Annotated in this window: 28 protein-coding genes; 6 read left to right on the plus strand and 22 right to left on the minus strand. The window is 56.8% G+C overall.

Translation table 11 applies throughout. The features are described 5' to 3' along the window. Nucleotides 1-16: 16 nt before the first annotated feature. The 9 genes from HMPREF1224_RS43365 to HMPREF1224_RS43395 form a co-directional block, all read right to left on the minus strand. The gene (locus tag HMPREF1224_RS43365) at nt 17-1375 is read right to left on the minus strand and encodes an ATP-dependent DNA ligase (protein WP_010794423.1); all 1359 of its coding nucleotides are present in this window, start codon (nt 1373-1375) and stop codon (nt 17-19) included. A 126-nt stretch (nt 1376-1501) separates the two neighbouring features. Then, nucleotides 1502-2470, minus strand: coding sequence for a class I SAM-dependent methyltransferase (locus HMPREF1224_RS43370; RefSeq protein WP_010794424.1), 969 nt, complete (start codon nt 2468-2470; stop codon nt 1502-1504). 164 nt (nt 2471-2634) lie between these two features. Further along, nucleotides 2635-3348: a hypothetical protein gene (locus HMPREF1224_RS43375; protein WP_010794425.1), complete on the minus strand. Its 714-nt coding sequence runs from the start codon at nt 3346-3348 to the stop codon at nt 2635-2637. Nucleotides 3349-3415: 67 nt separating this feature from the next. Then, complete coding sequence (locus tag HMPREF1224_RS0112835; protein ID WP_023111038.1) at nt 3416-3856, minus strand: DUF6283 family protein; 441 nt, start codon at nt 3854-3856, stop codon at nt 3416-3418. Further along, a complete protein-coding gene (locus HMPREF1224_RS0112840) occupies nt 3853-4032 on the minus strand; it encodes a hypothetical protein (protein WP_031300062.1) in 180 nt (59 codons plus the stop codon). The genes HMPREF1224_RS0112835 and HMPREF1224_RS0112840 overlap by 4 nt, the downstream gene beginning before the upstream one ends. Nucleotides 4033-4130: 98 nt before the next feature. Continuing rightward, entirely contained in the window at nt 4131-4559 is a 429-nt protein-coding gene (locus tag HMPREF1224_RS43380) for a hypothetical protein (RefSeq protein WP_010794427.1), read from the minus strand. A 50-nt stretch (nt 4560-4609) separates the two neighbouring features. Then, complete coding sequence (gene yejK, locus HMPREF1224_RS43385) at nt 4610-5626, minus strand: nucleoid-associated protein YejK (RefSeq protein ID WP_010794428.1); 1017 nt, start codon at nt 5624-5626, stop codon at nt 4610-4612. 86 nt (nt 5627-5712) lie between these two features. Next, nucleotides 5713-6444: a hypothetical protein gene (locus HMPREF1224_RS43390; protein WP_010794429.1), complete on the minus strand. Its 732-nt coding sequence runs from the start codon at nt 6442-6444 to the stop codon at nt 5713-5715. 174 nt (nt 6445-6618) lie between these two features. Then, nucleotides 6619-7068 (minus strand): ADP-ribosyltransferase-containing protein, encoded by a 450-nt coding sequence (locus tag HMPREF1224_RS43395; RefSeq protein WP_010794430.1) that lies wholly within the window; start codon nt 7066-7068, stop codon nt 6619-6621. Nucleotides 7069-7131: 63 nt separating this feature from the next. On the opposite strand from HMPREF1224_RS43395, the gene HMPREF1224_RS45820 reads away from it, so the two are divergent. After that, complete coding sequence (locus HMPREF1224_RS45820; RefSeq protein WP_155951719.1) at nt 7132-7290, plus strand: hypothetical protein; 159 nt, start codon at nt 7132-7134, stop codon at nt 7288-7290. 64 nt (nt 7291-7354) lie between these two features. On the opposite strand, the gene cadR is transcribed toward HMPREF1224_RS45820, so the two are convergent. Continuing rightward, nucleotides 7355-7762: a Cd(II)/Pb(II)-responsive transcriptional regulator gene (gene cadR, locus HMPREF1224_RS43400; RefSeq protein ID WP_010794431.1), complete on the minus strand. Its 408-nt coding sequence runs from the start codon at nt 7760-7762 to the stop codon at nt 7355-7357. Nucleotides 7763-7857: 95 nt separating this feature from the next. Here cadR and HMPREF1224_RS43405 point away from each other — a divergent pair, with 95 nt between their 5' ends. From HMPREF1224_RS43405 to HMPREF1224_RS0112845, 4 genes are all read left to right on the plus strand, one after another. Continuing rightward, on the plus strand, nt 7858-8754 hold the full coding sequence (locus HMPREF1224_RS43405) for a cation efflux transmembrane domain-containing protein (protein WP_004364974.1): 897 nt from the start codon (nt 7858-7860) through the stop codon (nt 8752-8754). A gap of 3 nt (nt 8755-8757) precedes the next feature. After that, entirely contained in the window at nt 8758-9270 is a 513-nt protein-coding gene (gene lspA / locus HMPREF1224_RS43410) for a signal peptidase II (protein ID WP_003821921.1), read from the plus strand. Nucleotides 9271-9291: 21 nt separating this feature from the next. Then, nucleotides 9292-10581, plus strand: a complete 1290-nt coding sequence (locus HMPREF1224_RS43415) for an ISL3-like element ISPpu12 family transposase (RefSeq protein WP_004574636.1) — start codon at nt 9292-9294, stop codon at nt 10579-10581. A gap of 113 nt (nt 10582-10694) precedes the next feature. Then, nucleotides 10695-10919 carry a hypothetical protein gene (locus HMPREF1224_RS0112845; RefSeq protein ID WP_010794432.1) on the plus strand — a complete coding sequence of 75 codons (225 nt, stop codon included), beginning with the start codon at nt 10695-10697 and terminating at the stop codon, nt 10917-10919. Nucleotides 10920-11021: 102 nt separating this feature from the next. On the opposite strand, the gene HMPREF1224_RS43420 is transcribed toward HMPREF1224_RS0112845, so the two are convergent. The 4 genes from HMPREF1224_RS43420 to HMPREF1224_RS43430 form a co-directional block, all read right to left on the minus strand. Further along, nucleotides 11022-11564: a hypothetical protein gene (locus tag HMPREF1224_RS43420; RefSeq protein ID WP_010794433.1), complete on the minus strand. Its 543-nt coding sequence runs from the start codon at nt 11562-11564 to the stop codon at nt 11022-11024. Between the two features lie 144 nt (nt 11565-11708). Beyond that, nucleotides 11709-12341 carry a hypothetical protein gene (locus HMPREF1224_RS43425; RefSeq protein WP_010794434.1) on the minus strand — a complete coding sequence of 211 codons (633 nt, stop codon included), beginning with the start codon at nt 12339-12341 and terminating at the stop codon, nt 11709-11711. 92 nt (nt 12342-12433) lie between these two features. Next, nucleotides 12434-12694: a hypothetical protein gene (locus HMPREF1224_RS0112850; protein ID WP_010792779.1), complete on the minus strand. Its 261-nt coding sequence runs from the start codon at nt 12692-12694 to the stop codon at nt 12434-12436. A gap of 3 nt (nt 12695-12697) precedes the next feature. Next, nucleotides 12698-13573, minus strand: a complete 876-nt coding sequence (locus tag HMPREF1224_RS43430) for a hypothetical protein (protein WP_010794435.1) — start codon at nt 13571-13573, stop codon at nt 12698-12700. A 156-nt stretch (nt 13574-13729) separates the two neighbouring features. Here HMPREF1224_RS43430 and HMPREF1224_RS0112855 point away from each other — a divergent pair, with 156 nt between their 5' ends. Next, nucleotides 13730-14578: a hypothetical protein gene (locus tag HMPREF1224_RS0112855; RefSeq protein ID WP_010794436.1), complete on the plus strand. Its 849-nt coding sequence runs from the start codon at nt 13730-13732 to the stop codon at nt 14576-14578. Here the strand turns inward: HMPREF1224_RS0112855 and HMPREF1224_RS43435 are convergent. The 8 genes from HMPREF1224_RS43435 to HMPREF1224_RS45825 all read right to left on the minus strand — a co-directional run. Beyond that, nucleotides 14575-14913 carry a hypothetical protein gene (locus HMPREF1224_RS43435; protein ID WP_010794437.1) on the minus strand — a complete coding sequence of 113 codons (339 nt, stop codon included), beginning with the start codon at nt 14911-14913 and terminating at the stop codon, nt 14575-14577. The two genes, HMPREF1224_RS0112855 and HMPREF1224_RS43435, sit on opposite strands and share 4 nt — an antisense overlap. 95 nt (nt 14914-15008) lie before the next feature. Beyond that, on the minus strand, nt 15009-16898 hold the full coding sequence (locus HMPREF1224_RS43440) for an AAA family ATPase (RefSeq protein ID WP_010794438.1): 1890 nt from the start codon (nt 16896-16898) through the stop codon (nt 15009-15011). 105 nt (nt 16899-17003) lie between these two features. Continuing rightward, entirely contained in the window at nt 17004-17687 is a 684-nt protein-coding gene (locus tag HMPREF1224_RS45130) for a hypothetical protein (protein ID WP_010794439.1), read from the minus strand. Between the two features lie 98 nt (nt 17688-17785). Continuing rightward, nucleotides 17786-18328 (minus strand): hypothetical protein, encoded by a 543-nt coding sequence (locus tag HMPREF1224_RS43445; protein WP_010794440.1) that lies wholly within the window; start codon nt 18326-18328, stop codon nt 17786-17788. Nucleotides 18329-18430: 102 nt separating this feature from the next. After that, nucleotides 18431-18658: a hypothetical protein gene (locus HMPREF1224_RS43450; protein ID WP_010794441.1), complete on the minus strand. Its 228-nt coding sequence runs from the start codon at nt 18656-18658 to the stop codon at nt 18431-18433. Between the two features lie 9 nt (nt 18659-18667). Further along, nucleotides 18668-18997 carry a hypothetical protein gene (locus tag HMPREF1224_RS43455; RefSeq protein WP_010794442.1) on the minus strand — a complete coding sequence of 110 codons (330 nt, stop codon included), beginning with the start codon at nt 18995-18997 and terminating at the stop codon, nt 18668-18670. A 104-nt stretch (nt 18998-19101) separates the two neighbouring features. Beyond that, complete coding sequence (locus HMPREF1224_RS43460; RefSeq protein WP_010794443.1) at nt 19102-19758, minus strand: Bax inhibitor-1 family protein; 657 nt, start codon at nt 19756-19758, stop codon at nt 19102-19104. 162 nt (nt 19759-19920) lie between these two features. Then, nucleotides 19921-20358 (minus strand): hypothetical protein (locus HMPREF1224_RS45825; protein WP_218187051.1); only part of this gene is annotated, 438 nt, incomplete at its 5' end.

Here is a 20358-nt window from a genome sequence, read left to right on the forward strand (position 1 = left end):
CCTTTCGCGTCTGAGATTAGGCAGCCATTCCCAGGGCAGCCATGCGGATAGCGCTTTCGAACTGCTCCTCGATCCGCACCAGGTCGTCCGCGACCGACTTGTCCAATCGCTCTTCGACGAATCGGGGGAGGAAGAGGCTGTAGGGTTTGCCTGGCTTCTTCGGACGCATGATCTGGTTGGACCGTACAGTGATGATCATCCCGCGCCACGTATCCCGATTGAGATGGATCTCCTCTCGCTTCTTCTTCTTGAAGCCGCTCACTCCTACCACCAGCTGGCCGCAGGCGCTCTTGCAGAGCAGTGACCCGAAGGTCTTTGCGTTTGCTCCTTTACCAGGAAGGAAATCAACCACTTCAAGCTCGCATGGGGCTTCGAGCTTCAGCTTGATCTGATCCTTGCTGGTACCGTCAAACCAGATAGCCTCCGGCTTTTTGATGATCGTGCCTTCCAGTCCGAGCTCAAGCTGCTCCACATAGTGGTCAATAGCCTCCTGGAAGGAGTACACGATGCGCGTCTCGATCATCGAGATCGCAGAGTGAGCGAGCGCCGTCACGAGAGCGGTCAGCTGACCGAAGCGGTCCTTGTATGGGGTCTCGCAGCGTCCGCCTTTCTTGACCGAGGTCAGCGGGATCAGATCCCACAGTTTGATGATCGGCCGGCAGCCAAGGTCGAACTGGCCGCCCTGAATCACGGAGTTCAGCATGCCGTTGCCGACCTCACGGGGGAGAATCTTGCCGTCGCATTCGACGAGCAGCTCACCATGCGCTTGCCCGTTCGGAAGCCGACGGAGCCCATCGAGCAGTTCTTGGAACGGTGCCGCAGGGAGAAGGGTGCCGGCGCGCGAAGTGAGGCTTACCTCATTGGCTTCGACCGTCACGTTGACGAACATGCCGTCGGCTTTGACCTGCGAGTAGATACCAGCGGCCCAGTTCCACTCCGAAAGATTGGTGTGGTGAGGGAGGCTGCAGCGCATGTAGCTGAACTCAGGAATCAGCCCGGAGCAGACTTTGTTGACGCTGGTTTCGCTGAAGCCGGCGCGCGGGTCCTTGGAAAGGATGCGCCAGAGCAATTCAGAGGACTCTGGGTTCAAGGACGTCAATGCCCGAGTAACCGCCTCTTCAGCGCGGTGTCCGGTGAGCCCTCGGGCGGCCAATTGGTCGAGCATCGACCAGGTTTCCTGGTTGAACTCCTCGGCCCCGAACTGGCTTGCCCGGGCCGGTCGGATGCCATAAGTGATGAATGGGTTGAGCATGTAGATCAGGACGCGCTGGAAGGCTTCGCTGTCGACGTGGGTCTTCAGGAGCGCCAGCTTGTCGTTGGTGCCAGGGGTATTCGCGATCTGCTCGAGGGCATGATAGACGGTGGTGCTCAACACGGGCTGCTTCTCCAGAGTGGTCTGACTTGATTGTCCGGATGCTTGGGTTTCATTCCAGCGAAGTCCGGGGGCTGATGACCATTCTTGAGCCGCAGGGGGTGTGCCAGAAGCGGCCGGAAAAGCCCTCTACGCTGCATCGAAAAGGGAAAGCTGGGCAAAGGACTGCGGGTTAGCAGAACCTGTGTCTGGCTTCCTTGAGGCTTTCATTCGGACCGGTGCAGTTGGTGCTAGCTCTACGGCACGATCGGGCACGGCCGCCAGCGAGGGTTCGCTCATCGCTGGAGCCGGTGGCGGGGTTAGTGCAGGAGGCGCGACTACAGACCTGGACGCTGGATTCCGCTCTGCCTCTGCCGGAGCGGCTGGGATGTCGGCAGGGTCTTGAGTGAAGTCACACAAGACGATCTCGCAGATCGGACTGACGCCGTGCCATTCGTTCTTGTAGGCGGATGTGTCCAGGCCGCAATTATGGTCGAGCACGATACCGGTCTGACTCATGAACTTCTCACACTCCCGCGTAATCTCGACGCTATAGGAGCGTTGGCCCGAGTACCGGAATGGGGCGGATGTCTGCGGGATGATGAACACGCCGTGATCAGCGATCTTGGATGCGGCTTCTATCAGCTTGTACTCGAAACTTGCCCCTGTGTAGCGACCGTCGAACGCCTGGCCAGTCTTCACAGATCCAAAGGGTGGATTCGAAATCGCTGTACTGAAACGCCCCATATCCGGGATCGAAAACACATCGCTAACGATCCACTCCGCTTCTGGGAGCACTCGCTTCCCGACTTCAGCGTATTCCGGGTTAATCTCGACACACACGATACGCTTTGCACGCTCGCGACAGGCGAAAGCTAGCCTCCCGATGCCTGCGCAAAGGTCAATCAAGGACTCACACTCCGGGACTTCGATGGAAAAATCGTTGGCCAGTCCCTCTGGCGTGAAGAATGCGCCGGCTAGGCCATTCATGTTGGTCGCGGACTCATGGAAATGTTCCAAGATGAAGTAGCGGTCCTCGAGACGCAGGCTCTTGTCCGAGTAAACCAGGTCGAGCGCCTGCTTGTGACGCTTCGCCGCTTCTTTGGATAACTTAGCCATTTCATTTCCTCATCGGCTCAGACGGTATGTGTCTGATTCGGGTGTGTATTTGATGAGGGAATTTTCTGACCAGGTAGGTCGTGCCACCATCACCCAGCCAGCACAAGGTCTCTATTGAGCAAGCTAGAAGCTCGGGTGATGGCGGGTGAGGAGTCAGGGCGCGGTCATGCAGCCACTGACAAGCCAGGGTTCTTCCACTGAACGGCCTTGGGGATCAGGACCTGAAACTCGAAGCCAGGATCGACGGAGAATTTGATAGTGTCCCCACGGTTTGCTGCCACCTGACGTGCGTACTCCAGTGCTTGATCGAACTCCAAAATGGAGAAGTAGGAAGAATCCTTGATGTTGGCGTTCAAGAAGTCCGTGCAATGGAGGGACGTACCGCCGTGGTTGTTTGACAGGCCGAAGGTCATCACCACATACATGGGTTCTCCGACCGGCAGGAACAGTTGGCCATCGATGATAATCCGATCGCGTGCCCACCTCTCCAGATATTCGTCAATCCCGGCCTTTCCCTGATAGGCGCCGATGTAGATTCCCTGTTCCCAATGGCTCAGCGTGACGCTTTCCGTCACCAGAGAGATCTCAGGCTCCGGCAGGCGATGGGTCGCGTTCGGGCCTCCTTCCGCTTTGTTGTCCCGCGCGCCGGCGAAGAGCTTGCAGTTCGTCCAGAGGCAACCCTCGAAAGCGCGGTATTCCACCGGATCGTGGCCCTGGTCGCTGGTGTTTCGGCTGATGATCGCCACCGGGGCTTGCTCCGGCGGGATTTCCCGAATTTCAACGGTGATCAGTCCGTCGTGCTCGCGGACTGTACGAGGCAGGCGGCAGCGAGGGGGCACGATGCTGTGGTTGTAGCTGTAGGTGAAGGTTACGTTCATCGCATGGCTCCTTATGAGATGGAGCCATGATCAGGGCTGGGCTGGTGTGCCAGAAGCCGGGCCCCGGTCAGGAATAGTTGTTCCTGCAGGGCTTCAAAATCGGATCTTCGGGGTCGACGCCGTTGGCGATGGCCATCTCTGCATAGCTGTCGAACAGATCGACTCCGCCGTCCGAAACCTGGTTCATGTCCAGTTCACCATTGATGAGGTTTAACCGAACCGAGAGATTGTGATCGGCCCCCCTGAGGAGGAAGCCCGCGCAGGTAGTTGGCTTCTCCTTCCCGGTGGTATGGCAGCCAAAGGTTCGGTCGCTCATGTCATAGGCGGTTGCAGCGGAAAGTCGGAATGCCTCGGCGGGGAATACTCCGACGGAATCACGCCTCCATGGGCAATCTTTGCAAGGGACCTTGCAGGCATGTTTGCGCCCGCTCTTGATGGTGACCACCTGGTGGTTCCAATCAGCCCATCGAGCATCGAGGACTTCTGGTTTGCTGTTCTTGGTAGTCATTGGAGGTACCGGTTCGGACGGCATGCAGTGATCAGGAGGGCAAGCGCGAGCAGTGCCAGGATTGCTGCCACACCTTGAATTTCAGTGGCAAAGGCTACTGGAAGAGTGTTGGCCAGCCAAGTCATGGCCAGCGCTGCGCAGATGAAGGATGCGAAGAGAGCGATTGGTAGAAGCATGGGCGACTCCCTGTTGGAATGTCGCCAGTCTCAGGGGGACGGCTGCGTGCCAGAATCCGCCCGGACAAAAGTCAGGCAGTAATCTCTCCCTGGCTCTGCTAAGGGAGCTTCCGATCTGCATATTCCTCTTTGATCTTGTTCCTCATGTCCTGGACGTGAGCGTCAACAGTCGCCTGGTCGCCGGCCACGTAATGAGCAGAAATGCTGTCTTTCGGGGCAAACACCATGGCGTCGAGGCCAAACTGGTCCGCAGTGATGTCTACGACGTGGATTCCGCCCTGATATTCGACTTCAACCCAGTAGTGGCCGTGCGGAACCCCATCAATCACCAGGCCACCGTCCTCCTTACCGTCACCACCTCGAATTATCGGGTCCAGCGCTGCAAACTTCCGTAGCAGTGCCTCACAGAGGATGGCGGCGTAGAGGCAGGTGCCGTTCGTACGCTCATGTCCGAGTGAGGAGTGCAGCATCGACTCGTACATTGTTCTGACGCCTTTGAGGATCTGGTCCGGTTGCAGACTGGTCACCCACTTCTCCTGTAATGCTGTGTTCACACGGTAAGAGTGGTCGGGGCCGCCTAGGCCCCTTGAGAGTCCTTCCGCTTCGCGAGTTGGTCTTTGAGCTGGCGCGGAATGTTGCGGATGATCAGCATATCGCGATCTTCATCGTACTCAACCGTCGATCCCAAATGATGGGCTTCGAAGGTGATAGCCAGGCCTTCAGCACGTCCGGTAAAGCGCTGGAACTGCTTCAAAGTCCGCTTGTCCGCCGGAATTTCCGGGGCCAGACCATAGTCCTTGTTCCGGATGTAGTCGTAGAAGGCTTTCGGTCGGTCTTCGTCGATCAGGCTCGAAAGTTCGTCCAGGGTTACCGGTTGCCCGAGTCGCGCTTGGGCGTTGGCGTAATCAACCAGCGTGTCGGTTTTCTCCCTGGCAGCTGCTTCTGGCAGGTCTTCGCTTTCAACGAAGTCGGAGAATGCTTTCAGCAGAGTTCGCGTCTCGCTTGGAGCATCGTGGCCTTCCTCGCAACCGATGAAGTCGCGGAAGTAGTCGAAAGCCTTGCGGCCACCTTTCTTGAGGAAGGAAATGTACTGGCGCGACTTGGGGTTGTTACGCCACTCAGACAGATTGATCCTTGCGGCAAGGTGGAGTTGCCCCACATCGAGATGCTTGATGGCGGCTACCTCGAGGCCTTCGGTCAGCGCGACGCCGTCGCGGTGATGGAGCATTGCGAGCATTAGGTAGTCAGTCATTCCTTGCTGGTAATGCGCCAGCAGGAAATGGCCCCCGACAGTCAGGCTCGATTCTTCCATCAGCCTCACCAAGTGCTCGGCTGCCTGGCGGCTGAAGCTCACGAAATCCTGTCCGCCATCCAGGTACTCGCTCAGCCACCCACTCAGTGGATAGGCCCCCGATTGACCATGGAAAAGCCCCCAACCTTTAGTTGCCTTGGCGTTGTAGGCATCGTTGAGATCGGCAAGCAGGTTATCTGCGGCCTCGTTGTGTTCCAGTTCGGCATCCCGGGAGTGGAGTGCCGCCGGGTTCCCGTCGGGTTTCTTGTCGATAAAATGGACAATGCAATGGCGAATGGGCATGGGACCTCAGGTCAGACTGATAAGCAGAAAGCGGTTGCCGGCGAGATCCTAACGAGTGAGATCCTGCCGGCAACGGAGGAGGGCGATTAAGCGCAAGCGTCGAACCGGAACTCGCAAACTCGCTTGCGAGTGGCGCGTGCGCTGGGTCGATCGGTGACGAAAGACTCCGTTGGGATGCTGAACAGGCGGAGTTGGTCCCGTTGTTCGTGAACGGTGCAGATACTGCACTGCTCCAGCAGCACGTTGGTCGGCTCAGAATCGCGGTTGAAAACCAGCATGAGCCCCGAGGAGAGAGTTGGGATTTCCGGCGATAGTGAGCAGATACCCCCCTCGAGCTCCAGCATCAGGTCATGGAGTACAGGGGACCGCAGATCGGGGTGAACGATCAGCTGGGTGAAAAGCGTGAAGGTGCCATTACGGCGTGGCCATCCTTGACTGAAGAGTTCCCCGGCTAGGTAAACGTCCTGGCTGATATTGTCCATCGCGATGACCAGATCCAACCCTTTGCAGGTCGTGGCGATGAAATAGCCCTCTGCGCAGAGGAGAGCGTTGCCAGCAGTCTGTTCGGTATCGGTTACCAGAATTTTGAATGCTACTGCTCGGGCGTCTGCGCCGAACTGGTTGTATCCGACACTGATGTAGGCATGCAGGTCCTGGGTGGTACCAGGATTCATCTTGATCAGCCTGCGTTCCGCGGAATCGAAGATTGCCTGCGGAGAAAATGCCTCCTTCAACACCTGAACGGCAGTGTCCACCGTACGATCGCCATCCAGCATGTAGGTGTAACCGTCGAGAAGTTCGGGGGTGAATTTGACCATTTGCCTGATTCCTTTTGGCTGGGGGTGGGAAGAGGTTGCGCGATTTGTCGGGTGCCACAAAGCCAAAATGGCACGCTGAAATCCCAACTCGCCAAGCCGATAATCTGCCACCTGCTGGCGTGCCTGAACCCCCTGAATTCAGAGTGTGAACTCCACGCTTCCTTGTAGGAAACGTCAAGCTGCGCGGCTATCCAGTCGACGAACATTCAGGACCTGTGCAGGGGAAAAGGCCACTACCTCGTAACTGCCGTCCGGGTAGGTGGCCACAAGTCCGTCATAACCGAGCTGCTCAAGTCTCTGCTGAATCTCAACTCCAAAATAGCCGTCGGTTTCAATAGCCCTGGTTATCAGCTCAATTGCTGTCTCGACCGAGAAAATCTGCTCGATGAGGGGAACGGCCGGACTGTCCAGGTCGTAGTCATGCTCAAGGCTGGCCAGGCAGTGGAGAGGGTTGCTCATGTTGAGCTTGACCTCCCAGACAGAGCCGCCAGGTCCTGCATACTCATCGGCACAGGCTTGATCCCCGAAATACAGGCCGGAACCAAAAGTTCCGCGACTTGCGGGCTGGAAGTTAGTGGTTCGGGCTTTGGTCCCTCGGTAGAAGTTATTTTGCTTCGGTAACATGGTTCTCTCCTGATCGAGTGCTCATGTTCCATGAAGAGGGGAGGTGCCAGAACCGAGGGGAAAATGCCGTCCATCAAAAAATTTGCCGGAAAGCTTCTGGCACATGAAGGACGGCTTGATAGTGACTCCATCGCGGGGCAAGGGGCCCCAGCTACAGGAGCCAGCATCATGCAGAACGCCAACAACATTTCCGCATTCGGGGTAAGCGGATTAAATGGTTGATCTTACCTTTGCATGAGAGTGAGACAGACCGGCATCTCATCGGATTATCTGGTTGATGCTTCACCTACTGCTGGTGCATGTTTCCTTCGCTAATTCCAGCAAGAACCCCACACGCCTCAACTTCCCGGTCATCGTTGCAACTCGCTCTCAGTGAAACGAGTTGTTTCTCAAGCGCTTGCAGAGCGGTTATCTGCGACCGCACATGAGAGATGTGATCATCGAGCAAGGCGTTGACGGCGGTACAAGGCTGATGAGGGTCGTCCTGATAGCGCTTTAGTTCGTGAATTTCTGCCAGTGACAGATCCAGGATGCGGCAGCGACGAATAAAGGCCAGCCGCTCAACGTGTTTCTCGGTATAGACACGGTAACCGTTGTCCTGCCGATCAGGCGGCGGCAACAAGCCCTGCTGTTCATAGAAGCGGATCGTCTGTGTTTCGACCCCTACCAACTGCGCCAACTGACCAATGCGCATCAGCCTCCTCCCCAACGGATTCTTTACTCTATTGACCTTATAGTAGCTTTATAGTTTTAAATGGTACCACAACATTGTTCAAGTGGAGTCGTATCATGAGCAAATCCTGTGGTGGCGCCTGTGGCGGTGATGCAACGTCCGCAGCGGATACCGATATACAGGCCTCCTCCGAGGCGCCAGGGAGATGGGTCAGTGTTTATGCCGTGCCGAAGATGGACTGTCCATCAGAAGAACGAATGATTCGCCTAGCCCTGAACGGCTTTGAGGAGATTCGGGCGCTGTCCTTCGACTTGTCGAACCGCCGGCTGAAGGTCGTGCATGACGGCGAGGTCGAGCCCGTCACCTCGAAACTGAAGACCTTGGGGCTAGGCGCCTCGCTTCAGGAAACCGTCGCTGCAAATCCGGAGACCATCAAGGCCGCCGAGTTTTCGGCAGCTTCTGCTAAGCAAGAATCCGGGACCCTGCGCTGGTTGCTCGGCATCAATGCACTTCTGTTCGTGGTGGAAATGACTGCCGGTCTGATCGCCCGGTCCACCGGCCTGATTGGAGAATCCCTGGACAATTTTGCCGATGCGGCGGTGTACGGGCTTGCCCTTTATGCGGTTGGACATAGCGTGAAAATGCAGGTACGTGCCGCGCATCTTGCTGGTGTACTGCAACTGATCTTGGCTGTGGGCGTGCTCGTAGAGGTGGTGAGACGCTTTGTATTCGGTAGTGAGCCTGAATCGCTGGTGATGATGGCTATCGCATTCGTCGCATTGATTGCCAATACCAGTTGTCTGCTGCTCATATCCAAACATCGGGAAGGCGGGGCGCACATGAAGGCAAGCTGGATATTCTCGGCCAACGACGTGGTGATCAACCTGGGGGTCATCACCGCCGGCGCCCTGGTCGCGTGGACCGGTTCCAATTATCCGGATCTGATTATCGGCACCATCGCGGGGGGCATTGTACTTAACGGTGCCAGACGCATTTTGGCGTTGAAGGGTTAAATAATGCTCATTATTGGCAAAAAGCTCTCGCCGTATGCCCTATTGTCCATATCGGGCCTGCTGGCAGCGTCTGATCAGGCTGTAAAGTGGCTGGTGCAGCAATCAATGGCCTATGGCGAGTATGTTTCGGTGACCCCGTTCTTTAACTGGGTGCACCTATGGAACACCGGTGCCGCATTCAGTCTTTTTGCGAATGGTGGAGGCTGGCAGCGCTACTTTTTTATCGGAATCGCGGTAGTGGTCTCGATTTTTCTGATCAAGCTGATCCTTGAAAATCGTCATAAAGGAGAAGCCATCGCTTACAGTCTTATCCTCGGTGGCGCCATGGGCAACCTGATTGACCGGGTCTTTCGCGGCTATGTTGTGGATTCCTTTGATTTCTATTGGCGAGACTGGCATTGGCCGGCCTTCAACCTGGCTGATATTGCAATTGTCCTCGGTGCCTTACTTTTCGTTTCCAGCAGCTTGTTGGGTAAAAAAGCAAACACCAATGCCGAGTCGGATGGATCTGACTGACACCTACGCCTATACAACACCATGACCGAACTTCCCGACAACATCCTTCACCTGCCGCAATACCAAGTACTGGGCTGCAAATCAACCGACGACGAAATGCACTTCCAGGTGGACGTGCCCGATCCCATCGCCTGCGAGGAATGCGGCGTGCAGGGTGAGTTCGTACGGTTCGGCAAGCGTGACGTTCCCTATCGTGATCTGCCCATCCACGGCAAGCGGGTCACTCTCTGGGTGGTCCGCCGCCGATACACCTGCCGGGCCTGCAAGACAACATTCAGGCCCCAGCTACCGGAGATGGTGGACGGATTCCGTATGACACTGCGGCTGCATGAGTACGTGGAGAAGGAATCCTTCAACCACCCCTACACCTTTGTGGCGGCACAGACCGGCCTGGACGAGAAGACGGTGCGCGACATCTTCAACGCCCGCGCCGAGTTCCTGGGGCGCTGGCACCGCTTCGAGACGCCCCGCATCCTGGGCATTGACGAGCTATACCTGAACAAGCGCTACCGCTGCATTCTGACCAACATTGAGGAGCGAACCCTGCTCGACCTGCTGGCCACCCGCCGCCAGGACGTGGTGACCAACTACCTGATGAAGCTGAAAGACCGGCAGAAGGTCGAGATCGTCAGCATGGACATGTGGAACCCCTACCGGGCAGCGGTCAAGGCTGTGCTGCCCCAGGCCCGTATCGTGGTCGATAAGTTCCATGTGGTGCGCATGGCCAACGATGCCCTAGAGAGAGTGCGCAAGGGCCTCAGAAAGGAGCTGAAACCGTCCCAGAGCCGGACTCTCAAGGGAGACCGGAAAATCCTGCTGAAACGCGCTCACGAAGTCTCAGACCGGGAGCGCCTCATCATGGAGACCTGGACAGGCGCGTTCCCGCAACTGCTGGCCGCCTACGAGCACAAGGAGCGCTTCTACGGCATCTGGGACGCCACCACACGGCTCCAGGCAGAAGCCGCCCTGGACGAGTGGATAGCCACCATCCCGAAGGGCCAAAAGGAAGTCTGGAGCGATCTGGTCAGGGCAGTGGGAAACTGGCGCGAAGAGACCATGACCTACTTCGAGACGGACATGCCCGTCACCAACGCTTACACGGAGTCCATCAACCGACTGGCCAAGGACAAGAACCGTGAAGGGCGCGGTTACTCCTTCGAGGTGATGCGGGCACGAATGCTCTACACCACGAAGCACAAGAAGAAGGCACCGACTGCGAAGGTCTCTCCTTTCTACAAGAAAACCATCGGTTACGGACTGCCGGACTTCGCAGAGGAACTCAACTACGGAGTCGATCTATCAACCATCTGAGGGTGGTATCAGATTGATGGGGTGAAGGTGCCCCATCAACCATTAAATCCGTATACCCCGCATTCGAACAGCGCTACAACGAAAAGCTCGAGGAGCTCGCAACCGAGCTGGATGTGGCCCTGCCTTCCTATCGTGAGCTGATGACCCAGGTATCAGGCCTGCTGGCAGAAGACGGTCATCCTATTGATGTGATCATCGGATATGACGACTTCGAGGCGTTCTTCACCTGGCTCGACACGCTGACGGCCTACGACCAGATGGACGAGGATGGTTCGCTCGAAGACCATAAGCCTCTCTTGGCAGTCATCTACGAAGCCATCCGCGCAGGCGAGGCCTGACATTCGGGATAAACCCCGACACGCCTCTTTGAGTGTGTGTCGGATTATTGATTTTCAGTCTTTGGCCGGTAGCGGTTCGCTGGGCTGATTGGGCTCCAACCCTTAATCGGCGGCGGGTGATTCTGCCGGCGGGAGCAGCTCCCCGGCCGCGTCGAAGCTCAGTCCATCCGACGTCTCAGAGCTGTTGATCACAGAGTGGTACAGCCCCTCGCCCATCTTCCAACCGGGATATGCAGTCATGCCGCCGACAAAGGCGATTACCAGCGCTGTCAGCACGATTCCGATCCACTCGATTGAGCGCTTGATCACTTTGACGGTGGTCGAGTCAGGCTCATGTCGGTAATTCTCCTTCTGCTTTGCCCTTATCTCCAGAAACACCTTACGAAGGCGTGCTAGGAGCTTGTTGGCTTCTTCCTCGCTGGTGAACCACGCAAGTGTGTTGTAGCCCTCCTTCACCTGCACCAGGGGCTTTTGGGAATCGAAGGGATTGTCCTCTTGAATGGCCGTGAAGGACGTATGGCCTCCGAAACCGCAACGTACAGCTGTGAACTGCCCCAGGGCGCTCAGATGGATGTCGTCCTGCTGGACTTCGATTTGGACTTCGTCCGCGGATTCGAAAACCTTCTTGTCTCGAATGCTGATCATGTTGGCTCCCTGGGTGAGAAAAGGCCCTAGTGTCCTGGCCGTGGACGCGCGCGCAAGCGAGATGCCAGGGCTGAAATTCGGCCTAGGCCACACCCAGGAACAGAGAACCCCGCCGAAGCGGGGTTCATAGAGTTGGGATTGAGATCAACTCACTTTCTTGGACAGATCCGAGAAGGTGAAGCCTTTAACCTGTTGGAGCTGGCGCTCCAAGTGACCGATTAACTCAGCTTTCGCCCGGCTGAATTGCTCCACTCGCGTTTCCTGCGGTTTTGACTTAGAAGTGACCATGTAGCCGCCGATGAGGTTTTTGACGTTTTCATGATCATAGCGATTCAGCTTCGAGGGAGCCGCCCCGGTTTGACTTTGCGCCCATTCTTCCTGAGCAGCTACGACCTTGAATGCGTTGTCCGCAGGCACGCATTGCCGGAATACCGGGTTCTTCAGCCAGTTTTCCATCGTGACCCGGTGTTCGTCCAGATCCTCGGCGGCAAGGCCCTGGTAGTCATTCAGGAAGAACCAGTTGACATCACCCCAGCGGCAGTTGTCATGCCAGTCCGGGGTAGAGAAAACCTCGATTCGGCCGGCATACGGGGCTACGAACAGGCACTCGCCTTGGCCCAGATCAGCCATGGTCCCGAGAGGCATCTCTATAAGGATGTCAGCAATCTTGAAGCCGACCTCCTGCATGCGCTGATAGGCCAGGCGCTCCGCCTCGTCACTGGAATAGGTGTTGATGGCGCGATTGAGGTCGAGAGCGTTGGGGTTATTGGTGCTCATGGAGTAGATCCTTCGTTGATGAATTCGATGGACCTATGGTGAGGCTGCGCCGGTTGTGCCAGAACCGGTGCAGCAGACCGAACTAGAAATACTCAGGCAGAACCGTGATCCAGTTTTACCAGCGCTTCCGGGAACGCGATGATGTGACCCTCTGCATAGCTTTCGACGCGGATCTTGCCGAAATCAGCTCCCAGAGTCCTCCCAAGCTCGAACACCTCGATGGCGTTAGTCGCCCGAACGCCGATGCAGTAACTGCCGATTCCGTCGAGGCCGGGGGTAGCTCTCTCCCGCAGGCCAGCTGCTTCGAGGCGAAGTAGCAGATTTCTCGCAGTTTCATTGCAGGGTTGGAGCACAGTTCAGTCCTCCAGGCTCACTTGCGGTTGGCTAGCCGGTGCGCCAGGCAAATAGTGTTCAGGCCCGAGTTTCTCTGGCGAGATTCGCTGCAACGCCCAGCCGTCTACATACAGCCAGCCATCTTGTTCCTGGAATGAACCCTCAAGGAGGTTTATCCGGTAGCGCTGCGCGTAGGCTTCGACCTCCGCATCAGACGGCACCGCAGGCAGGCCTCTCTCCGCTCGTGTCTGTGCATCCCTTACTGCCCGGTCAAGCCGCATTTGAGCCGCGGCCCTGTTCATTCGCCCTCTTAGGGTATCTTCTGCATCCCTAAGATCGGGGTCGATCCCCATCAGTTTGACCTCATTGCTGAAGGAGGAAACGGCAATTTCGAGGTGCGCCTTCCAATGCTCGGCTTGGTACCGGCACTCCAGATCGAGCTGAGCACTGGTGGTGATGCGGCCAACAGATCGATCATAGTGGGCGATCATGCATGCTTCGGATTGATCAGCGCGGGTTGGTTTATGCCAGTAGCGCCACCGGAACCCGAGATCCAGCCAGCCAGGTTGCGAGACGATCATTCCCGAATTGCTGATCCGGTCGACCACAAGCCAGGGTGTTTGATCGATCCATACCGCATCGACGAGCGGTTCGTCCTCCGTCAGCGGCTCGTAAGCGACTGGCCCATCTAATGGGGCGAAAACCTTTTCGGACTCCACAACGTCGTACCAGGGGTAAGAATGGGACAAGGGAGGCGGCAGCACCAGTGGCTGCTTGCCGGCGCGGAGCCGATGATAGAGCGAGCTCTTGTCAGGAAGGTGGTTGGGCATTGCGCCGGCCGCGGCAACGACCTCGAGATAGCGCTGCCACACCGGGCAGCTTTCCAACGGCGTGTTCATTGTGATCCTCCAGGAGTTCCTGAGGTTCATGATGGTAACGGCCGACTCAAGCTTGGATACGTCAAAACGTAACGGTGAATTTCCCGGTTATCCTCGTCCATCGGTGCCGATTTTGATTGGCGGCTATTCATTAATTAGAGGCTCAGGAGAAATAGCATGAGCACGACGGATGATGGATTCCCTCCGCGGGTAAAAGAAGATCTACGGCGGGATGTTGGGGGTTACTGTTCAGCCCCATTTTGTGGGATTCAGACCTTTGTCTACGACCGGGCCCGGCGCAAAGACAAGCTGACGGGCGATGCTGCGCATATCTGCGGAGCGCGCCCCAATGCGGCCCGATACTACGATCTGCCGATGGATGTGGATCGTCACGGCTATGACAATGGGATTTGGCTGTGCGCGGCGTGCCACCGCATGATCGATCACAGTGCGTGCCTCTACCCGGTTGAAATGCTGCTCCATTGGAAGCGCCTGGCAATCGAAGCTCACCAAGACGGGGGTCGCCGCCGTCAAGCCCTGATGGTTGGCAGTGATCTCACCCGCGATCATCAAAATGCGGCGCAATTCCTCAATGAGGTTTGGCAGGTCAGAGTGAGGTTCCGGCAGGAGAAGTTCCGTGTATCGCCCGGGGATCGGTTCAACTCAACAGTAAAGTTCGACACGGAGTTCGCCAGACTGATTCGTAATCGGGCCGGAATGTACATGGCAAAGCCGTGGAATGCATTCCATCCGCACTGGACATTCACACCGGAAATTCAGGTTTGGGAAAGTGAAATCGTTCGGATGGCTGGGCGCCTGGCCGAAATGCCTGCCCTGGCATTGATGGGTGAGGGAGTGTTCGATTTCTACCACCAGGTGGACGAAGAGGGGAATTTGGTGTTCCGCGACGAATCAACGAGGGCGCTGCACATCTTTGTGCAGATGCTGGAGCGCTTCGACGAGTTCCTGACGGATTACAAGGGGCCCCAGCAGAACCCCTATGGCTCCTCACCCTATGGCTTCTAGCAGGGGGCGACTGATCCGAGGTGGAAGGTCTCTTGGACCTTCCTGCTTACCAGTTGGAGTGCATCATCGACCGTCAGCGGGGGAAGGGTGTCGTCTCGGTAGAAGACATGCACTCCGCGACCGATGAGATTGGCAGTGCCCCGCTCGCGATTGATGCGCAGTTGGCAAGCATCTATCGAGTGCCCGCCGGCTGCACGGCCCATGATGGCAAAGATGCTTTTCGCACAGGCTTCGGGAGATGCGAAATCGATCTCCTCAGGTATAGGAGTCGAAGTGGTGGGCAGTACCGGAATGGTGGTCGATCCATAAAACAGGTGGGCGTGCTGGAGTTTCATGGCCGTGCTCCTGTTGTGGTTTGCAGTCAGGATCGACTGCATGGTCTTGTGGCAGAAGCAGCAGGGCCGGAGTAACCCCGGCCCCGCCGGCGCCGTCAAGCTACCGCCGCGGACTCCACACTTTGTAACTGGAGCTCGATTTGCTCCAGGGCCTGATATACGACTTCGCCGCCAATGGTCTCGTGCGCCAGCAGTTGCTCGACGATGAAATCTAGCTCTGGGCGGTGGTTCTCGATCAGGGCCAACGCCTTTTCGTACCCAGCCTTCAGCAGCGCATCCACTTTCTCCATAATGATCCGGGCATCGATCTCTATGCCGAGCTCTCGCATGGTCGCCAAGCTGGAGAGGCTTTCGTCAGGTGACATCCCGTAACTGGTCACCATCGAGAGGGCTATCCTGGTGGCTTCTTGCAGGTCCCCAGCAGCGCCAGTGGATACCTCCTGAAAGACGTTAGCTTCCGCAGCGCGGCCCGCCAGGACCATAGCGAGCTGCGCCTGAATCTCGGACTGCAAATGCAGGCGCTTGTCCTCGAGCGGAAGAATCAGGGTGACGCCTTGCGCAGGCCCGCGGGGGAGGATGGTGACTTTTTCCACCCGGCCGGTGTTGAGACGCGCGCCAACCAGTGCATGGCCAGCTTCATGAACGGCTACTCTACGACGGTCCTCAGGTCTCGCCAGTTTCTGGTTCTCATCCGCTTCACCCATGCGCTGAATCTCGATTGCTTCCAGGATGTGGTGCATTCCAATTTCTGTATCGCTGCTGCGAGCAGCGAGAAGCGCTGCGTTGTTCGCAACGAAGGCGATAGCCGCCGGCGTCAGCCCCATGCAGTTCTTGGCAAGGCGGTCATAGTCCAGGTCTTCTGCCGGCTTGGTCTTGCCCAGGTACAGCTGAAGTAAGCGAACTCGGTCCTCGAACGCAGGAAGGGGGACATGAACTGTCCGGTCAAATCGACCTTCCCGGCGCAGAGCTTTGTCCAGGGCATCTATATGGTTGGTCGCGGCAATCAGCATCACCCCTGCGTTCTCGCTAAACCCATCCAGTTCGGTGAGGAACTGATTGACGATACGGTTCCCTTCACCATCGGCAAGGCGCCCTTGGTCGACGCGCCGGCCAATCCCGTCTATCTCGTCGATGAACAGGATGCACGGTGCTTTACGGCGTGCCTCTCGGAACAGGCCCTTTACCTTCTGGATGCCAACGCCATAGAACATACTGCTGAAGCTGCTGCCATTCGCTTCGATGAAGTTCACGCCACACTCATTTGCCAGCGCCTTGGCCAAGAGCGTTTTGCCTACGCCCGGGTCGCCAGTAAACAGGACACCTCTGGGTGGTCGCGCGTTCAGGAGGGCGAAATTCTCCGGGGTCCGCAGCCAGGCGGTCATGTCCATCAGGGTTCGCTTTGCCTCATCGCACCCGATCACGTCCTTGAAGGTGACCTTGGATGTCGCTTTTTTCCTTCGAATCGTGAGGTAGGGGCTCAACATGGGCCAGAGCATGCACCCGAAGAAGAGGACCATCATCAGTTGAACCGCTACGTCCAGCGAACGGGCTGCGCTGATCTGAGGGCCGATCTTCAGTTCCTGAATGGTGAACAACGGAGTCTTTTCGTTGTAGATCAAGTTGAGCAACTGCCGGGCTACTTGGCCGAACTGGTCGCTCACGACATAGGCCCGTTCGTCCTTGGTCGTGATGTAGATGTCTTCCTTCCCGATGTCAGCTTCGATGACGTTCCCCAGACGGACGTCTTCCAATAGGTTGTCCAGCGTTTTCCTGTTATCGGTCCACCGGGAGGGGTTCTTACTGATCTGATCCATGATCGTTGCATGGTGCTGTTCAGCAGTCCTAACAGGCCCCTGGGGTTGCAGGAATTGGTTGTACGCCCAGTAACCGCCGAACAGCACCAAGGTGAGTGCGCACCCGATCATTGACTGCACATACTTGTTGCGCAGAGACCGGCGGATGCGCGTGAGGAGCGAGTCTTTCATGGAGTTCCCTTTAGGCCGGGCCCAAGGCTGGCCCGCTGGTGATGAAAAGATCATGGGCAGGTGGAGTGTTCAAGCCATCTCCACCTTCTGAAAAGCTGGCGGTTGTCAAAAGCCCATGCCGAGCTGCTCTGTCAGCTGGGTGGCAGGAGTAGGCTTGGGCGCCGGCGAATGGTTGCCCGCAGGCGCGTCTGCAGGCACGTACACCGGCTCCTTCTGCAGGCCCAGTTCAACTTTGATCTTTTGGACAGCAAGGTAGGCCTCGACGTAGGGACGGGTGTGTTCACCGTGAAGCCCACGAGTGCTCAGGTTGATCCCTACCTTTCCACTTGCATCAGCCATGAGGTAGCGACGGCCGTCCTTGATCACCTGAACGAAGCCCTGTGCATATCCGCTCTCCGCGAAGCGGGTAAGACGGTCTACTTCAGAGAAACGTGAGCACAGGCTGGTGTGCAGAACCTGTAGGCGATGCTCGGCTTTCTTGAGGTCGTCTTGCTTCGGATCTACGCCGGCCCATTCGAGGATAGTGGCCCAGGTGCCGGATTGAGTGCGCGGCAGCTGGACTCCGGTAACTGCGCTGAACACTGCCTTGCCGACATTGTTCAATCCGTTTGCCAGGAAACTGAGCGAATACGCATCGCGTGCCAGGATCGCTTCGGCGAAATGCAGGTGATAGTCCCGCACCTGGATTTCTCGACCGGCGCGCCCGCCCAGCTCCTGAGCGTATATGGCTGCTATCCCTTCGACCGTATGGGTCTCAGGTGAGGTTTGGAATTTGCGTGCTGCAGTCATCGTGTAGCCCCTGGCTGTGTTCAGAATGGACACAGTTTCAGTGCAGACGATGCGTGCCAGAACCGCAGAGATTTGCACTGCGGTCCCGGTAGTAGGCATTACAGGCGCTGAACTTTGACCTTAAGCTTGATCTCATCAGCACCTGCTCCGTTGGCAATTTCCAGCTCGGAATTGGCCGTGACGACCATGCTGCTGTTCAGACTTTGGGTGCGGAAGGATGCAGATTCGAGTTCGGTTTCTCCGTGTTTGAGCTTTTGCTCTTCGAGGACCTGGACGTACATACCGTCGACCGAGACGACAAATTTATCGCCGGACGCCTCTCGAGCCGAAATATCGGCCATGAACCCAACGGGTACCATTTCCTTCTCTCGAATCGGTTCGTCACAGGCGGGCTTGAAGGGATTCAACCAGCGACTGATGCCTTCCCGGCACGTCACCGTCACGTTGGCATCGATTTCCTTGAAGCGCCCATCGTTGAAATGGGCGGTACCCCCTTTCGAGATTTCCTGGGTACCGCTGCTGACCACAACGCCGCCCATGGAGACTTCGGTCCGGATCGAGATGCGTTCGCCGGCGGATGCAGGCACCGAAATTACGGCGGCCGCGACTGCGGCCAGAGCAAGCATGGGGAGTTTTGGCATTTGTTCTCCAAAGGGTATTTAAACCCTGGATTGAGGGGTGAAGCACCTTTTCAGGTGCTTCGTTCACTGAGGCGACTCAGTGCCTTGACAGCTTGAGTGAGCCTACTGTTCTTGGTCGACGGCGCTTCGCTGACTGACAGCCATGCAGCCCGCACCGAACATGAGGATGAGGAGGAAAAGGGCACCGATCCCCATGGTCGCCAGCAGACCGAAAATTCGATCCGGGTCAGCGGACATGTCCTGATCGAACATGGGGTAGAGCCAGTCACTTTTGAAGCGGCCGAGATAGAAGGTGAGGCCGAGTACAGAGAAAATGATCAAACGAAGCATCATGAGCTCCTACAGGACTGCTTTGAGATAGTCGATTGCGGGGTCAAGTTGCTGGACGGGATTGACCTGGTGGTCATCCATGAAGCCGATCAACAACTGGACCTCGGAACTGAAGGCACCCGAAGTCAAGAGGGCCTGCGCCAGCGAGCTGCCAACTTCGTATTTGGAAGCTGCAGCCTCCCAGTTACCGGCTGGTCCGACATTAGCGATTTGCGAAATGCATCGTTGGACAGTGAACCCGCTGGTGAGTCCACCGCGGATAGACAGGAGGATTGCCAGTTGCGTCTGAGACGAAACCTCGGTGTCCTGGGGCTTGGTAGCGTCAGTGTTCTGGTTCATTTGGATAGGAGTCCAATGGTGGAGACTCCTATCCTATGAAGTGGTGGCGACCCGTACGAGCCAAGTTGAGGGGCTGAAATCCGTTACGGATCGGGCCGGCGGACTCACTTTTTCGAGATGATCTCCAGTACCCGCACGAACAGGTTGATGATGTCCAGGTAGAGCGATGCCGCGCTGTCCACCGCGTTGTCGACGGTCCGCTCGATCTGATTGGCCCGGCCCCAATCCACACCTATGTATCCACAGAAAATGGCTGCGACAATCCAGTCCATTACGCCCAGTTCTACGTCGAACACGAAGATCTGCAGCAGCTCAACCACGATCGTGATGCACAACGCCCAGAAAAGCGCAGCCTCGATCCGTTTGAAGAAGGCCGGAAACAGCGTTCCCAGAACCATCATGGAAACCGTGAGGAGAGTGGTGACACGGACTGCTGCGATAATGTTTTCCTGCGAGTGGCCGGGAATGAACATGACCAGAACTAGGCCGATTGGGACCACGATCATGTTGTAGCCGAAGAAGCTAATGATCGGGTTCTTCGAGCTGAAGATGATGATGCAGCCGACGATCGCACTGACGAAGTATCCGATGATGAACACCAACGGGTTGATCGCTTTGATGGTTTCGGTCGGGATGGTTGCAACCATCCACCAGTTTAGGGCGAAGCCCCAGAGAAGTACCGCTCCGAGGATCAGGTTGTAGGCCGATGCGGATATCTGGTGATAGCTGCCGGTACGGCTGAAAGTATCGTTTTTGAACATGATAGTTCCTTTCGCTCGACGCGTCCCCCATGGACATCGTCAGGTGCGGAATTCAATTACCTAGTCGCGTGTGCCACCAGCTAGTGAACCCCAGTACGGTCGATGCCAATTCGATGGAGTGTTTGGTGGGCCGCGATTTGTGCTAGGCCAAACCACTGCTAGTTAGAGATGCTCTACTACATCCCCGCTCGGTGAGTAAAAGACAGTTTTGTTGACGACGTTGAATTCTCTATCTCGGTATGCAGCTCGCCACATAGAATCCGGGATGTCACAGCCCAGTTCACGGACCACTCCCTTGAAATAGCTAAGTTCCTGGGCATGAGAATGTGGGTCGTCGAGATTGGAGTAAATGATCCGTTCATCGCTGATATGCTGGCCCGCAGGCGGCTCCGCGAAAACCACTAGGTAGAACTCTGCCATTGGCTTGTCCCACCCAAGTTGGACCCGGACCAAGCCATTGGACTGTTCACATCGCACGCAAACAATGTGTTGGCTCATAGAAATTCCTAGCCCGGATTTCTCATGACCGCATAAACAAAAACGGCTGAAAGCCTTATGATTCTTGTCGCCAAACAAAGCCCCATAAGTCTTCAGCCGCGC

The organism is Pseudomonas sp. P179 (assembly GCF_000478485.2).
Lineage (GTDB): Bacteria > Pseudomonadota > Gammaproteobacteria > Pseudomonadales > Pseudomonadaceae > Pseudomonas > Pseudomonas aeruginosa.

Excerpts from the sequence above, each read along its gene's own strand:
- HMPREF1224_RS0112835 (WP_023111038.1), bottom strand. The coding sequence starts at position 3,856 with ATGACTACCAAGAACAGCAAACCAGAAGTCCTCGATGCTCGATGGGCT.
- HMPREF1224_RS43425 (WP_010794434.1), bottom strand. The coding sequence starts at position 12,341 with ATGAGCACCAATAACCCCAACGCTCTCGACCTCAATCGCGCCATCAAC.
- HMPREF1224_RS43430 (WP_010794435.1), bottom strand. The coding sequence starts at position 13,573 with ATGAACACGCCGTTGGAAAGCTGCCCGGTGTGGCAGCGCTATCTCGAG.
- yejK (WP_010794428.1), bottom strand. The coding sequence starts at position 5,626 with ATGCCCATTCGCCATTGCATTGTCCATTTTATCGACAAGAAACCCGAC.
- HMPREF1224_RS43455 (WP_010794442.1), bottom strand. The coding sequence starts at position 18,997 with ATGAACCAGAACACTGACGCTACCAAGCCCCAGGACACCGAGGTTTCG.
- HMPREF1224_RS43445 (WP_010794440.1), bottom strand. The coding sequence starts at position 18,328 with ATGCCAAAACTCCCCATGCTTGCTCTGGCCGCAGTCGCGGCCGCCGTA.
- HMPREF1224_RS0112855 (WP_010794436.1), top strand. The coding sequence starts at position 13,730 with ATGAGCACGACGGATGATGGATTCCCTCCGCGGGTAAAAGAAGATCTA.
- HMPREF1224_RS43450 (WP_010794441.1), bottom strand. The coding sequence starts at position 18,658 with ATGCTTCGTTTGATCATTTTCTCTGTACTCGGCCTCACCTTCTATCTC.
- lspA (WP_003821921.1), top strand. The coding sequence starts at position 8,758 with ATGCTCATTATTGGCAAAAAGCTCTCGCCGTATGCCCTATTGTCCATA.
- HMPREF1224_RS45130 (WP_010794439.1), bottom strand. The coding sequence starts at position 17,687 with ATGACTGCAGCACGCAAATTCCAAACCTCACCTGAGACCCATACGGTC.
- HMPREF1224_RS43440 (WP_010794438.1), bottom strand. The coding sequence starts at position 16,898 with ATGAAAGACTCGCTCCTCACGCGCATCCGCCGGTCTCTGCGCAACAAG.
- HMPREF1224_RS43375 (WP_010794425.1), bottom strand. The coding sequence starts at position 3,348 with ATGAACGTAACCTTCACCTACAGCTACAACCACAGCATCGTGCCCCCT.
- HMPREF1224_RS43395 (WP_010794430.1), bottom strand. The coding sequence starts at position 7,068 with ATGTTACCGAAGCAAAATAACTTCTACCGAGGGACCAAAGCCCGAACC.
- HMPREF1224_RS43370 (WP_010794424.1), bottom strand. The coding sequence starts at position 2,470 with ATGGCTAAGTTATCCAAAGAAGCGGCGAAGCGTCACAAGCAGGCGCTC.
- HMPREF1224_RS43420 (WP_010794433.1), bottom strand. The coding sequence starts at position 11,564 with ATGATCAGCATTCGAGACAAGAAGGTTTTCGAATCCGCGGACGAAGTC.
- HMPREF1224_RS43405 (WP_004364974.1), top strand. The coding sequence starts at position 7,858 with ATGAGCAAATCCTGTGGTGGCGCCTGTGGCGGTGATGCAACGTCCGCA.
- HMPREF1224_RS43460 (WP_010794443.1), bottom strand. The coding sequence starts at position 19,758 with ATGTTCAAAAACGATACTTTCAGCCGTACCGGCAGCTATCACCAGATA.
- HMPREF1224_RS45820 (WP_155951719.1), top strand. The coding sequence starts at position 7,132 with ATGCCGTCCATCAAAAAATTTGCCGGAAAGCTTCTGGCACATGAAGGA.
- cadR (WP_010794431.1), bottom strand. The coding sequence starts at position 7,762 with ATGCGCATTGGTCAGTTGGCGCAGTTGGTAGGGGTCGAAACACAGACG.
- HMPREF1224_RS43415 (WP_004574636.1), top strand. The coding sequence starts at position 9,292 with ATGACCGAACTTCCCGACAACATCCTTCACCTGCCGCAATACCAAGTA.
- HMPREF1224_RS0112840 (WP_031300062.1), bottom strand. The coding sequence starts at position 4,032 with ATGCTTCTACCAATCGCTCTCTTCGCATCCTTCATCTGCGCAGCGCTG.
- HMPREF1224_RS43435 (WP_010794437.1), bottom strand. The coding sequence starts at position 14,913 with ATGAAACTCCAGCACGCCCACCTGTTTTATGGATCGACCACCATTCCG.
- HMPREF1224_RS43390 (WP_010794429.1), bottom strand. The coding sequence starts at position 6,444 with ATGGTCAAATTCACCCCCGAACTTCTCGACGGTTACACCTACATGCTG.